Source organism: Sphaerothrix gracilis Ecp01 (genome assembly GCF_030405905.1).
Taxonomy (GTDB): Bacteria; Cyanobacteriota; Cyanobacteriia; order Phormidesmidales; family Phormidesmidaceae; genus Sphaerothrix; species Sphaerothrix gracilis.
Genome location: NZ_JASATW010000034.1, coordinates 12,901 through 24,555 on the forward strand (window position 1 = coordinate 12,901; position 11,655 = coordinate 24,555).

11 protein-coding genes are annotated in these 11,655 nt (G+C 55.5%); 4 read left to right on the forward strand and 7 right to left on the reverse strand.

Annotated features, from left to right (window positions below):
• Position 1 precedes the first annotated feature (1 nt).
• Positions 2 to 532 (reverse strand): GAF domain-containing protein, encoded by a 531-nt coding sequence (locus tag QJQ48_RS24450; protein ID WP_428843091.1) that lies wholly within the window; start codon positions 530 to 532, stop codon positions 2 to 4.
• Between the two features lie 163 nt (positions 533 to 695).
• Here QJQ48_RS24450 and msrA point away from each other — a divergent pair, with 163 nt between their 5' ends.
• Positions 696 to 1,175 carry a peptide-methionine (S)-S-oxide reductase MsrA gene (msrA, locus tag QJQ48_RS24455; RefSeq protein WP_346293868.1) on the forward strand — a complete coding sequence of 160 codons (480 nt, stop codon included), beginning with the start codon at positions 696 to 698 and terminating at the stop codon, positions 1,173 to 1,175.
• On the opposite strand, the gene hemC is transcribed toward msrA, so the two are convergent.
• Positions 1,172 to 2,137: a hydroxymethylbilane synthase gene (gene hemC / locus QJQ48_RS24460; protein ID WP_346293869.1), complete on the reverse strand. Its 966-nt coding sequence runs from the start codon at positions 2,135 to 2,137 to the stop codon at positions 1,172 to 1,174. The two genes, msrA and hemC, sit on opposite strands and share 4 nt — an antisense overlap.
• A 194-nt stretch (positions 2,138 to 2,331) precedes the next feature.
• Between hemC and QJQ48_RS24465 the strand changes: the two genes are divergently transcribed.
• Positions 2,332 to 3,606, forward strand: a complete 1,275-nt coding sequence (locus tag QJQ48_RS24465) for a tetratricopeptide repeat protein (RefSeq protein ID WP_346293870.1) — start codon at positions 2,332 to 2,334, stop codon at positions 3,604 to 3,606.
• An 85-nt stretch (positions 3,607 to 3,691) separates the two neighbouring features.
• Here the strand turns inward: QJQ48_RS24465 and QJQ48_RS24470 are convergent, their stop codons facing one another.
• From QJQ48_RS24470 to ndhM, 4 genes are all read right to left on the reverse strand, one after another.
• Positions 3,692 to 4,285, reverse strand: a complete 594-nt coding sequence (locus tag QJQ48_RS24470) for a hypothetical protein (RefSeq protein WP_346293871.1) — start codon at positions 4,283 to 4,285, stop codon at positions 3,692 to 3,694.
• A gap of 102 nt (positions 4,286 to 4,387) precedes the next feature.
• Positions 4,388 to 6,076 carry a CHAT domain-containing protein gene (locus QJQ48_RS24475; protein ID WP_346293872.1) on the reverse strand — a complete coding sequence of 563 codons (1,689 nt, stop codon included), beginning with the start codon at positions 6,074 to 6,076 and terminating at the stop codon, positions 4,388 to 4,390.
• A gap of 67 nt (positions 6,077 to 6,143) precedes the next feature.
• On the reverse strand, positions 6,144 to 8,498 hold the full coding sequence (locus QJQ48_RS24480; protein WP_346293873.1) for a PP2C family protein-serine/threonine phosphatase: 2,355 nt from the start codon (positions 8,496 to 8,498) through the stop codon (positions 6,144 to 6,146).
• A 30-nt stretch (positions 8,499 to 8,528) separates the two neighbouring features.
• Positions 8,529 to 8,873, reverse strand: a complete 345-nt coding sequence (ndhM, locus tag QJQ48_RS24485) for an NAD(P)H-quinone oxidoreductase subunit M (protein WP_346293874.1) — start codon at positions 8,871 to 8,873, stop codon at positions 8,529 to 8,531.
• Between the two features lie 131 nt (positions 8,874 to 9,004).
• Between ndhM and QJQ48_RS24490 the strand changes: the two genes are divergently transcribed.
• Both QJQ48_RS24490 and QJQ48_RS24495 read left to right on the forward strand, forming a co-directional pair.
• Entirely contained in the window at positions 9,005 to 9,712 is a 708-nt protein-coding gene (locus QJQ48_RS24490) for a histidine phosphatase family protein (protein ID WP_346293875.1), read from the forward strand.
• Between the two features lie 60 nt (positions 9,713 to 9,772).
• Positions 9,773 to 10,651: a hypothetical protein gene (locus QJQ48_RS24495; protein WP_346293876.1), complete on the forward strand. Its 879-nt coding sequence runs from the start codon at positions 9,773 to 9,775 to the stop codon at positions 10,649 to 10,651.
• 44 nt (positions 10,652 to 10,695) lie between these two features.
• Here QJQ48_RS24495 and QJQ48_RS24500 read toward each other — a convergent pair whose 3' ends face one another.
• Complete coding sequence (locus QJQ48_RS24500; protein ID WP_346293877.1) at positions 10,696 to 11,652, reverse strand: RsmB/NOP family class I SAM-dependent RNA methyltransferase; 957 nt, start codon at positions 11,650 to 11,652, stop codon at positions 10,696 to 10,698.
• Positions 11,653 to 11,655 lie beyond the last annotated feature (3 nt).

Consider the following 11,655-nt stretch of genomic DNA (forward strand, 5'->3'; position numbering starts at 1 on the left):
CTCAGCCGTCACGCACTGCTGGCGATTGAGCAAGCTGATGAGCGGCCTGTCGAATCGCGTCAAGATCGGCTGCCGTCCAGTGGCGAGGAGAGCGGCAGTGATGGGCAATCAGCAAGCCCCATAGTCCTTTATCCACGAGAATGGGCGCCGCCAAGTTAGCCTTTACCTGTAAGCTACGCAGAAAATCCAGATGACAGGGATGAATACCTGCTTGCTCAATGTCATCAATGGCGCGAATACGCCCTTGGAGATACAGCTCGGCATACTCATCGTTGAAGCATTCATCTGCGCCGGTTGAGCCGTAGATGGAGAGTTCTGGAGCGCTCAGAGACTCAAAAGTGACCTGCCCTTCCCATTGCCGGTAAAAATAGTAAAGCACAACGCGATCGGCGCGATAAAAAGTCTTGAGCCGATCGACCGTTGTTTGTACTAGCTGATCGCGCTTCAGAGTCGTAGACAGACGCTCGACAACCCTTTGTAAGCCTCCGGCCTGTGATGAGTTTTTAACCTGTGGATTTAACACGTGCGGCAGTGATGAGGCAACAGAGAACTAACAGCAGCTTGCTAACTTGCGATTACTGCAAATCTTACTATTCAATTTAAAGGAGTAAAGTCAGCTTTGCCCACCCTTTTAGAAAGTATTAAACTTTCACAAGAGAATATTGTCAATCAATTAGGAATTAGAGTCAAAATTTATGCCAGAACTGCAGAAAGCCACATTCGGAGCAGGCTGTTTTTGGGGAGTTGAAGCTGCTTTTAGGCGACTGAAAGGCGTCGTCTCCACCTCAGTGGGATATATGGGCGGACATTTCGACAATCCTTGCTATTTGGACGTGCTTTCTCGGATTACCGGACATGCAGAAGTGGCTCAGATAGAATTCGATCCGCAGCAGGTCACCTACAGCGAGCTACTAGAGATGTTTTGGCAGATGCACGATCCTACTAGCCTCAACCGCCAGGGAGCCGATCGCGGCGAGCAGTATCGCTCAGCCATTTTCTACCATACGCCAGAGCAGGCGGCGATCGCTCGTCAGTCTAAGCAGCAGCTTCAGGCTTCTAATCGATACGATAAGCCCATCGTCACCCAGATTGAATCCGCTTCAGCCTACTGGCTGGCCTCTGAAGAACATCAGCAGTATTTTGCCAAGCAGAAAGCCATCAGCAAAGATAGCTAGCGATTCAGGGCCGTAATCTCATCTAGAATTTCCTGCGCTCCGTCTTGGCGGAGCTGCTGGGCAAGCTGGGTGCCTAACGCCTCTGCGGTTTCAGCCGGGCCTTGCACCGTGCCGCGAATCATGCGCTGCCCGTCTAGACTGGCCACAATTCCCGATAGCGTCAGCGTTTCAGCTTCTAAAGTGGTATTGACGCCAATGGGAACCTGGCAGCCTCCTTCTAGCTCCCGCAGAAAAGCCCGCTCTGCGTAGCAGCGATGGGCCGTAGGCAAATGCTCCAATGCCTTCAGCAGGGCCAAAATCTCTTCATCCCCCTCACGGCACTCAATGCCTAAAGCCCCCTGCCCGACCGCATGGAGGGAAACATCTGCCGGTAGAACCTGATGAACGCGATCGCCCATGCCCAGCCGCTCCAGTCCGGCCACGGCTAAAATAATGCCGTCATACTGGCCTTCATCTAGCTTGCGCAGCCGGGTGTTGAGATTGCCGCGAATGTCCTTGAAGCTGAGGTGAGGGTAGTGGTGGCGAAGCTGAGCCAGCCGCCGCAGCGAAGAAGTGCCGATGACGGCTCCCGCTGGTAGAGTATCAATTTTCTTGTCTTTATTTTTCTGGTGCACCACGAGAGCATCAGCCGGATCTTCGCGCTCAGTGACGCAGCCCAGCATGAGTCCTGTCGGCAGGCGCGTCGGCAAATCTTTGAGGGAGTGGACGGCAAAGTCAATTTCGCCGTCAATCATGCAGTTTTCTAGCTCTTGGGTGAACAGTCCTTTGTCGCCAATTTTAGAGAGGGAAACATCCAGCACCTTATCGCCCTGGGTGTCCATCGTCTTGACTTCAAAGCTCAGCTCCGGAAAGTGCTTTTGCAGCTCATCTCGAACCCAGTGAGTTTGCACTAAGGCGAGCTGGCTTTTACGAGAGCCGATACGGATGGTGCGAGTAGGCGTGGCAACGGCAGACGTGGACATAGGACTATGGTGATAGGTTCAGGCGAATAAAAAACAGTATCTCAACCAACAAGATCTATAAGGTTACCGTAATTAGGGACAGACCGTGAGCGCTTTCAGCCGCAGAAGCCGCAGAAGCCGAAACTTGGCTACTATCGCCAACGTCGTAGCTAGGTGCTAGATAATAGTTGAGCGATCGCCACTGTAAGGAAACTATGGGTAGACGAGAACACGGGCTGAGAAAAATTCGCCGCGCTTTGCTGGGCGGACTGGCGGGGGGATTACTGGCGATCGCTCCGGCCTGGTCACAGCAGCTAGCTCCAGAGGTGATTGAGCAGTTTCTTGCCGATCCAACCCAGGATCAAGTCCGCGATCCGCTGCTGCCCCAGCCCCCCATTCGTCGCCCCCTCAGTCCGCTAGAAAAGCTGGCCCTAGAGCAGCAGCTTGACCGCCTCAACCAGGAAGCGCAGCGGTTGCTGGCCGCCGGACAGGCAGATGCCGCCTTTGATCTGTGGATGCGAGAAGTGCGACTGCGCCGGACAATCAGCCTGTCTCAAGAGCTAGCGGCGCTGCGCCGCGTTTCGCAGAATATCTGGGAGCAGGGACGCACTTACGAAAATCAGCTTGTTCGCGCTCGCCTGCAACAGCTTCAGGCAGAGGCACTGGCAGCCGAGCCGGTCAATCTACCCTTGCTGGAGACGATCGGCGCGATTTATCTGACTCTGCGCGATCAGCCAGGGGCCGTAGAGCTGTACCGCCAGATTGCAGCCGTTCAGGTGGAGCGCGGCAACCGCCAGGGACAAGTGGCCGCGCTAGAGCGAGTGGGACAGCTCCAGCTTGACTGGTTTGAGCACGTAGCGGCGGCTGAAACCTATCAGGAATTGCTGGCGATCGCCCCGCCGCAAAACGTCAGCGCTATTGAAGCTTACCTAGAGAACATAGTCTACGGCTACAGCCAAGCTGAAGCTGCTGCTGAAGCCATCCCCTACCAGCAGCAACTGATTGAGGTGTACCAGGCTCAGGGCAAGCTGACCGCAGTGCCGCAGGTGCAGCTAGCGATCGCCCGCCACTACCAGGCTTTAGGTCAGCGCAATCAGGCTCTCAGGGCTTATCAGGCGGCCTACGCGACAGCACAGGCCACCCAGCAGTATGACTATGGCAGCCAGGTGCTAAGGGAGCTAGCGACGCTCTACCAGAGTTTAGACCAGTTTGAGGCAGCCTTAGATATCTATCGCATTTTGCTGCAGGTAGAGCGGCAAACCTACAATGCCTACGGCATTATGGAAACCTACGATCGCATCGGCCAGGTTTATCGAACCCAAGGTAAAACCGCCGAAGCGAGAACGGCCTTTCAAGAAGCGCTGATCTTAGCCACCCAGCTTTCTCATCAGGAAAGCTATTTTCAGGCGCAGTTGCGATCGCTGACCCAGGCGCCGCCAGCCGCCGACCCCGCTGCTGAGACTGACTGGCGCTCTGGTTCGACCCTCTAGCCAAAAGCAAAGGCACGACGAATCGCGCCTCCCGTGTAGCTGATATGGCTGAATAGCACCCTGCGGTGTCACCGCTGGTCAAGGATTAGGCCGCGTTATCGAGCTGGCCTAGGGCATAGCGGGCGATCGCCAAGCTCAGGCGAGCCTGCTCCATTTCTGAGAGCGACTGCCAGTCTTCCTGGCGGACTGAGCGCAGCGTTACCTCGACGACTTCACCATGACCGTCTCGCATGGCTAGCGCTAGAGGGCGGGCCATGACCTGTAAATCGGCCTGATCCCAAGCTGCCAGAATGTCCTGTACGCAGTAAATTAGCTGGTTCAGCAAAGACTGCTGCTCTTCTACTGCCTGATGGGCTCGCTGGGCAATCTGCTGCAGGAAAGACAGAGGCACGCGATCGCAGAAACGTCGCTGCAGATCGGTTTCCAGCGAGCCAGCAGCAGGCTCCCAAAGCTCGTCTAGGGCATTAGCTAGCCGCTGCCAGCCAATGTTGCTAATGGTGGCGTCTAGCTCCAGCTGCTGCGCCTCGGCATCGGCCTCTGAATAGTAAGGCTCGACGTCTATCCCGTAGGGATTCCAGGGATAGCTGCGCTGACTATCTAGAACGGTATGGAGCATTTCTAGCTCAGCCTGGGTTTGAGCAGAGAAGGAATTGGGGTTTTGTGATGAGTCCTTAACCATGACGGAATCCATAGAGAACACTGATGGAATAGCGGTGACAGAATCAAACTACACGGTCAATTCAATCAGTTCCGTAACTATGGCTAATTTAAGCCATATAGCTTATGTCTGAGGAGAGGGGGATGTACCTTCAACCACAAATTCCAGCAGTCGCCCTTTGGAGCTACCAAAACGGAGCTGAGTGCCAGGACTTAAAGGAACTTCCTGACGCTGTACCTGTCGCCAGCCGTCGTCACTGCGGTAGAAAGTGCCATTACGCGAAAAATCCCTCAGGAAATAAGCTGTATTTTTAGTTTGGCGCTGTCCGTCCGCTGGCGTGACCGTCCGACGACAGAAAATTTCGGCATGTTTGCTAGAAACCCAGGGTTCTGGAATCACCAAATCATTGTCAGGCAGACGACCGACCCGCATCAGCCCGCCATAGATAGGCCAAACATCTTCGGGGCCGTCCATTGCCCGTAGACTGGCCTGGGGGCGATGGCTGAGGTCAAGATTGGTGTCGCTGGGCAGCCGGGTAATCTCTTCTCGCACCGGATTGAGCAAGTCGCCGTTGAACTCTGGATGCATGTAGAGGACAGGGAGGGTCCAGGCAGGCTGATTAAACTTGTACAGCGTTAAGAGATGCTGACGGGCGATCGCGACTGCCTGATCTACAGGTAATCGCTCCATGAGAGATTGGGCAAAGGCTTGAATGAAGCTGAGCGCCTCCTCATCGGCAATAGAATCTCGCATTGCCACCACTGCCGGAACGCCGTGGTGCAGCAGCACCTCAGCTAGGCTACTGCGCGGAATCGTCTGTTGCAGACTCTGATCGGGCTGAGCGCCCCAGCAGGTATTGAAGACTGCCAGCTTGACATGGCAGCGGGTAAGGACCTGAGCCAGCTCAGTGCCATTGAGCGTCGCCGTGGGCTGCAGAAATAGCAGGCCACCGTCGGCGGCGGGTACGCCATGTCCGGCATAGAAGAAAACGTTGTAGATACCGTTATCTAAGGCTTTGATTAGCTGTCCCGGATCCGGCTGTAGCAGCGTATCCACCTGACAAACCACCGGAGCAGCCGGGCCTACAGGCGTATTCCGAATGCCGGAAGTCCCTCGCTCCAGCAGATCTTTGAGGGCTGCGGCCTCTTCCTGCAGTTTTAGGGTAGGTTTCTGTTCTGGCTGGGGGGCCGTGACATCATTTGCCACCCGCTCATCTTGACCCAAGACCAGCAGCACTCGCAGCGAAGAATCTAGCTCCACTTCCGGCAGCGGATCGACGTCACTAGTGGTACGACTGAAGAAAACCTGCTGGCTGAGTGAGAGAGCCTGTCGTCCGGCCTGCTGCTGCATGATTTCCCAGGGCAGCGCAATTAGGTCAGGATCACGAATCTCTAGCCGCAAGCGCAACGGTCTGTTTTGCCCCATCGCAATGCCTAAGCTTTGGTCAAGGCTACGCTGAATTGGGCCTTCAAACAGCCATTGCCAGAGATTTACACCCAGATGCTGCATCAGGCGGCTGCTGTAGCTACGGGGCTGCCCTGCTGATTCATCTTCTTCCCCCTCCAAAGGTTCAAGCACGAAGCTGGGCACGTAGAGAGAAGGCACGTGGGGCACATCCGGGAGGCCCCGTAGGGAAAACATCTGCTGCCAGCTATTCCAAGCCTGGGTCAGGGCTGCGCTCCAAACACAGTCGTGATGAAAATATCCCCCCGGATGGGGAGACTCTACGACCCAGATGGCATAGTGCTCAGGATCCGCCGTCGTCAGGCGGGCGATCGCGAGTCTAAGGCAAAGGTTGTCGGACGAAGGCATCAAAGCTACCAGCCTGATTGTTCGGTCTAAATATCTAAGATAAGACGCTTAAGCTAACTTTAAGCCATCAGTTGATGCAAACCCCTTGCTGCGACACGTCCAGATTCACCAGCGGGCGAACGGTTGCGGCGATCGCAGAAACCTGAATCCATCCCTCTTCTCCAGGTTGCAGCAAGTCAAGCAGTTCAGCCGGAGCCGGAGGCGCAGGCTGTTCTGGTGCGCCTGTAGACTCACTTGGGCGATCGCCCAGCGTTGCCCCTGAAGGAATAGAACACACTCTCAGGCGCACCCACTCGGTTTGATCGCCCATTACCTGAGCGCCAAGGACTCGAAAAATGCCGCCTGCCGGAATCACTCCCTCTATATTCTCAGGATTAGCAGAAGTGGGTAAAGCGGAATTGCCAGCATTTCCCGGCTGATTCTGTAGCACTAGCGAACTTGGGCCACCAGCTCGGTTACCTGGGTTGATTTGTAAAAAGGTACCTACTTCTATCTCCGCCGCCGCCGGGGGCACATCAGGACTTAGCAGCGACTGTCCGGTCAGGGCGGCTGACCAGTTGGCGCTCTCAAAGGCTGTCACTGGCTCTCTGACTCCAGGCCGCCTAAACGCTGGTACCAGAAATAGGGCCAGTGTCCCAGCGATCGCGCTGACCGCCAGCAGACTAGCCACCAAGCAGCCCATTGACTGACCAGGTGAAGCCTTAGTCGGTTGGGGGGCTTTTGACTCACTGACAGCGGGGGCGGCAGGCGATTTCAAGGGCGCTGTAGTCTCAGCCGTCAACCGCTCAGAGAGGGGATGAGGCGCAGCCAGCGCTGCATCAACGGCAATTTCGGCTTTCTGAGAAACCCCAATCCGCATTAGCCCTACCGTTACATTGTCATGGCCGTTGCGGGTATTGGCGAGCTGGATTAGCTGCCGCCCTGCCTCAGCCACCGAGCGCTGTTCGGTCAGAACGGGCAGCAGTTCAGTTGTCCAAAGCGCCTCAACCTGATCGTTATCGCTGAGGCCGTCTGAGCACAGCAGCAAAACGGCGGCTTCATCTAGCACCCATCGCTGCACGGCCGGATAGAGGCTTTTAGAGGAGGTCATACCCAGGGCTTGCACCAGGGAGCCAGTGCCCGGATGGGCAAGTGCCTGTCGGTAGAGACTATAGCCAAGCCGAGTTTCACGGGCCGCCACGTCATCATCTAGGGTAAGCTGACGACAGCTTAGAGGACTGACGTGATAGGCGCGGCTGTCCCCCACGTGGGCAATATAGAGGTCGTGACCATAGATCAAGGCCATCACCAGCGTTGTGCCCATGCGCTCTTGGGCCTGACGCCCTTCGTTGTCATTGCGACGGGCAATAGCGTCATTGGCTTGGCAAATAGCTTTTTCGATCTCTAGGGCGATCGCCGCCGGAGATTGCTCAGCCGCCTGCGCTAAAAAACTGGTCAGGGTTTGTTCAATCGTGGCGATCGCTAGCTTCGAGGCTACATCCCCCCCCTGATGTCCACCAATGCCATCGCAGACAATAATTAGCGCCGAGGACGGCTTGCCCCCAGCCCCGACAGGCGAAATCACCAACCGATCGACGCTGCCGCTGGCGGGATAACAGGCATCTTCATTCCGCTGACGGGTGGGACCTTTATCGGTGTAAGTAGCCCAGTCAAGGATGATTTGTCGTCCCTGACTGCTTTGCTGAATTGCCTGATTGAGACAGTCAACTAGCTGTTCTGGACTGTGAAAAATACCCTGCTGCAGCTGCTGGCAAAGCTGAGCTAAAAAAGGGGCGATCGCCCCTTGGGCTTGGTTAGTCAGAGGCTGCCAAACTTCACCCAGATCGACTAAAGCAGCGGCACTGGACTGGTTTTCCACGTCATATCGCAATTCTAGAATGCGGAGACTAGCCCCTTCCACCCGCAGCACTGCTGGCAGCATGAGCGTACTTAAAACCCGCTCAGCATGAAACGGCTGCCAAAGCTGAGCAATTTGCCGCAGCCAGTCAAGCTGAACTAAAGCATCTGCTGTTGCCCAAGCGTCAGCTAAAGCTGGCAGCAGCCTAGGAGTCTGGCCTGGCAAATGACCCGCGATCGCAGCTTCTTCTAGCAGCAAAACCGTACGCAGTTCTGACCCCAGGGTCACCGTCTGTAGACTATAAGGCCGTGGAATATGACGCGGATAGATAGAAAGATGCAGGTAGGGAATGACCCAGTCCGGCATCTGCTCACTGACCTCTGGCGGCAATCCCGGTTGAGTATCTAGAAAAATTTGAGCCTGTTTATGCTGGTAGCGATCGCCCAGTAGATCTCCGGCAGGCAGTGATAAATCTGCGCCCACTGCCCATAGATAGCGATGCGGCAGAGGCGTGCGGCAGACCTGACAAAACTGGTTAGCTTCTGGATTAGCGGTCTGACAACTGTGATTAGGGCAGTAAATCACCGGAGCCTACAGATAACGGTTAAAAATTGACTATTCGGCAGCATCAGCGACTACCTGAGGCAGTCCCATACTGTAATTCACGGCGCGGCTTTTAAGGTTATAGCTGATCTGTCCGCCCTGCAACAGTCCGCGAATAAAGTGCTCTAGATCGGAACCAATGCGGCGTAGATTGTAGTCGGTCAGCTCAGCCCCATTGTAGGCTTCAACTAGTCGATCAAACTCCCGATAGACCTGCTGCAGAGACTCTTCCGACCAGTTAAACTCATTGTCGGGATCAATATCTAACGTCAGAACGCTATCACTCGGAATCAGCTCGTTATCTTGAACCTCTGCCGTGTAAATATGGATGTGCCGAGTCGTCGATTTCAGCAGCATTCGTCACCTAATATAAACAGCTACAGTAGTAGAAATTGCCAGCTACAGGCTCAACTAAGCTAAAAGTTACGCTTAAATTGAAACGCCAACTGTCTGTAATTCTAGCGGTAAGCGGCAAAATTCGACCTGCAATGCCCTTTTTGCAACTGCTTTTTATCCGCCACGCCCAGTCTCTAGGGAATCAGACTCAGCAGATGGAAGGACAGGCAGATTCAGCCCTGTCGCCGCTGGGTCAAACCCAGGCCCAGCAGCTTGGCGCCTACTTACTGGCTCACACCGAGCCAGCCACTCATATCTATACCAGCCCGCTGCAGCGGGCCCATCAAACGGCGACAATTCTGCGCTCTCACCTGGTTCAGCCTGCCGTGACGGGCAACGGCGCAGTTTTGCCCATTAGCGCCTCGGCGCTGCAAGAAGGCCATCAGGGGATTTTGCAGGGCTTGACCTGGGTCGAAGCTACAAGTCGCTATCCTGAACTAGCCCAGCGGCTGCTAAATTCGCTAGACTGGCTGCCTATTCCCGGTGCCGAATCCCCGGCGCAGGTAAGGCGACGGGCCCAGGATTTTCTTGACTACTTATTAGAACACCACCAGAATGGCGATCGCCTCTGGATTGTCAGCCATAGCTGGCTCCTGCAGCATCTGGTGGCCTGTGTCCTGGGCTGCGATCGCAGCTGGCAGATTAATATTCCTAACACCAGCCTGTTTGAGTTTTGGATTGATTGCGATCGCTGGGATCGAACCGACCAGACTCGATATAATACTGAACTCTGGCAAATTCACCGTTTCAATGATTGCTTGCATCTCAATCAGTCTTGGTCTAGCTCTCAGACTGACTGATAAAATCAAGCCAATTCTCAAGGGGGGTATCTAACCTCTCTAGCTGCTATAGAGCGGATTATGACTCAATCAATTGACGATATTACTCGGCAGGCCCGCCAAGGGAGTGTAGCCGCCATTATCCAGATTCTCAACGAGCGGCTAGCAGATGACGGCCTTCGGACCAGGGCGATGCTGGCCAATGGTGCCCTCCAGCTCCTCTGTGAAGCCCAAACTGAAGCCCAGCTAGAACAAAGCTCAACTGTCGAGCGGATCCGGCAAATCCTAGAGTCTCTCAGCCCGCGCAATATCAGTAAGGTCAATATCAACGCTCGTATTGTCCGAGAGCAGCAGCTTTTGTGGCTGGAAGAAATTAACCGCGACCCGGATAATCATCTGCTCTGGTCAGAGCTAATTACGCTCAAAAAGCCGCATCTGGTTCAGCGCTGGCTCGAAGATCGGCAGGCCCCTAAGCCGCGATCGCCCCTGCCCCATACGCCTTCCTCCCGCAAAAGCGTTAAGCGCCTGTATTTTTGGCGCGGCTTGCTGGGGGGAGCCAGTCTGTGCCTGTTCTTACTGCTATTGGGCTGGGTTACAAAGGACTGGCTGGGCGATCGCTTCGGCAGCGAGGTAGCTGAGGAAACGCCGACAGTAGCAGTCGATGTTCCCGAAAATTTGCCAGAACCGACTATTGCAGCCGTTGCAGAACCCGCCCCGGATGACAGCGATCCGTTTGTGCAGGCGGTGCGGTTAGCCGAAGCCGCCGCTCTAGACGGCCAGGAGGCTGAAACTGCTGCCGATTGGCTGGATTTGGCAAGTCGCTGGCAGCGGGCTTCTGACTTAATGGCCCAAGTGGCTACCGATGACAGCCGCTACCCTACCGCGAGGGATCGGGTCAATGCCTATCGGCAAAACAGCGAAGCCGCCCTACAGCGGGTCGAGCAGCTCCAAGCCGAATAATTTTCGGCGGGGTATAACCCTGTCCTATCTGTATCCGTCTATCGCTAAGCCGGGTAGATGATTCGTCCTTGCTGAGACAGAAAGTCTGAGGCCACAGGTCGTGCTGCACCCGATTCAGTATTCTGCAGCAGCAGTGTGAAAGCGCCAGCGCCTAACCCCCGCTGAGGCCAAAGGCGGTAGCAGGGCAGCGAGGTCAATTTAGACTGGTAGGCGGCTAGAGGGGGCACCGCAACAGGCTGAAACTGAGGAAATCGCTCCAACAGCCATTCACCCACCCGCTCGTTTTCCGCCGCCGCATAGGTGCAGGTCATGTAAGCCAGATAGCCCTGGGGAGCAACGGTTTTGGCCGCTTCAGCTAGAATCCGCTTTTGCCGATTGGCGTTTTTGTTAATGGTTACCGGATGGAAGCAGCCCAGGGCTTTATCGCCCTTAGCCAGGAGAGATTGACCACTACAGGGAGCATCTACGAGGACTAAATCAGCCGCCTGTGGCATTTCCTGGGCCAACTTTGCCGGATCGAGGCTGAGAGCGATCGCCCCTACGGCTCCGCAGCGTTTGAGATTGGCAATCAGGATACGGACTCGCTTATGAATCACCTCATTGCTGAGTAATTGCTGCGGCTGCAGAGCCACCCAGCCAAACAGGCTCTTGCCGCCAGGGGCAGCGCAGACATCTAGAACGGTGCGAACTGGAGTTGCGATCGCCAACAGCACTGAAGCCGCAAAGACGGAAGAAAAATCGAGGCAGTAGAAAGCTCCTGCCTGATGCAGCGGGTGGCGACCGGGCTGAGACTCAGGCGCGAGCCGATCTACAAACGGTGGCTGCCAGGTTAACGGCGTCAAAGCCTCAAACGGCGAGGACTGAGGCCGCGATCGCGCCCAGAGAATGGCCGCTGGATAAGGCTGAGGCGCAGTCAGGGCAGCCATAAACTTACTTTGCTCCGCCGAATCGGCAAAGAGCTGACGGCTGAGCTTGCGCAGCAGTTTTGACGGCTCCGACATACC

What these genes read in the sequence shown, in the direction of transcription:
- msrA (WP_346293868.1), top strand. Translation starts at nt 696, where the DNA reads ATGCCAGAACTGCAGAAAGCCACATTCGGAGCAGGCTGTTTTTGGGGA.
- hemC (WP_346293869.1), bottom strand. Translation starts at nt 2,137, where the DNA reads ATGTCCACGTCTGCCGTTGCCACGCCTACTCGCACCATCCGTATCGGC.
- QJQ48_RS24465 (WP_346293870.1), top strand. Translation starts at nt 2,332, where the DNA reads ATGGGTAGACGAGAACACGGGCTGAGAAAAATTCGCCGCGCTTTGCTG.
- QJQ48_RS24470 (WP_346293871.1), bottom strand. Translation starts at nt 4,285, where the DNA reads ATGGTTAAGGACTCATCACAAAACCCCAATTCCTTCTCTGCTCAAACC.
- QJQ48_RS24475 (WP_346293872.1), bottom strand. Translation starts at nt 6,076, where the DNA reads ATGCCTTCGTCCGACAACCTTTGCCTTAGACTCGCGATCGCCCGCCTG.
- ndhM (WP_346293874.1), bottom strand. Translation starts at nt 8,873, where the DNA reads ATGCTGCTGAAATCGACGACTCGGCACATCCATATTTACACGGCAGAG.
- QJQ48_RS24490 (WP_346293875.1), top strand. Translation starts at nt 9,005, where the DNA reads ATGCCCTTTTTGCAACTGCTTTTTATCCGCCACGCCCAGTCTCTAGGG.
- QJQ48_RS24495 (WP_346293876.1), top strand. Translation starts at nt 9,773, where the DNA reads ATGACTCAATCAATTGACGATATTACTCGGCAGGCCCGCCAAGGGAGT.
- QJQ48_RS24500 (WP_346293877.1), bottom strand. Translation starts at nt 11,652, where the DNA reads ATGTCGGAGCCGTCAAAACTGCTGCGCAAGCTCAGCCGTCAGCTCTTT.